This is a genomic window from Burkholderia sp. GbtcB21 (genome assembly GCF_019091065.1).
Classification (GTDB): Bacteria; Pseudomonadota; Gammaproteobacteria; order Burkholderiales; family Burkholderiaceae; genus Burkholderia; species Burkholderia pyrrocinia_C.
Genome location: NZ_JAGXKA010000170.1, coordinates 1 through 305 on the forward strand (window position 1 = coordinate 1; position 305 = coordinate 305).

Annotated in this window: 1 protein-coding gene; it reads left to right on the forward strand. The window is 71.1% G+C overall.

Annotated elements, in window-relative coordinates; translation table 11 throughout:
- On the forward strand, window positions 1-305 hold a 305-nt coding region (locus tag KVT39_RS36720), incomplete at both ends, for an adenylosuccinate synthetase (RefSeq protein ID WP_217591454.1).

Here is a 305-nt window from a genome sequence, read left to right on the forward strand (position 1 = left end):
GATCGCCGAGAACGCGGCGCTGGGGCTGCCGATTCACCGCGCGATCGACCAGGCACAGGAGCGCCTGCGCCGCGAACCGATCGGTGCCACGCTGCGCGGGATCGGGCCGGCCTACGGGGACACGGTCGGGCGTCGCGGGCTGCGCATCGGCAATCTCGCGGAACCCGGCCGGCTCGCCGACAAGCTCGACGTGCTCGTCGACCATCTCAACGCGTGGTTCCGTGGCCTGGGACTCGACGAGTGTTCGCGCGACGCGAAGCTGGCGACGCTCGTCGATCTCGCGCCGAAGATCCTGCCGTTCGTGC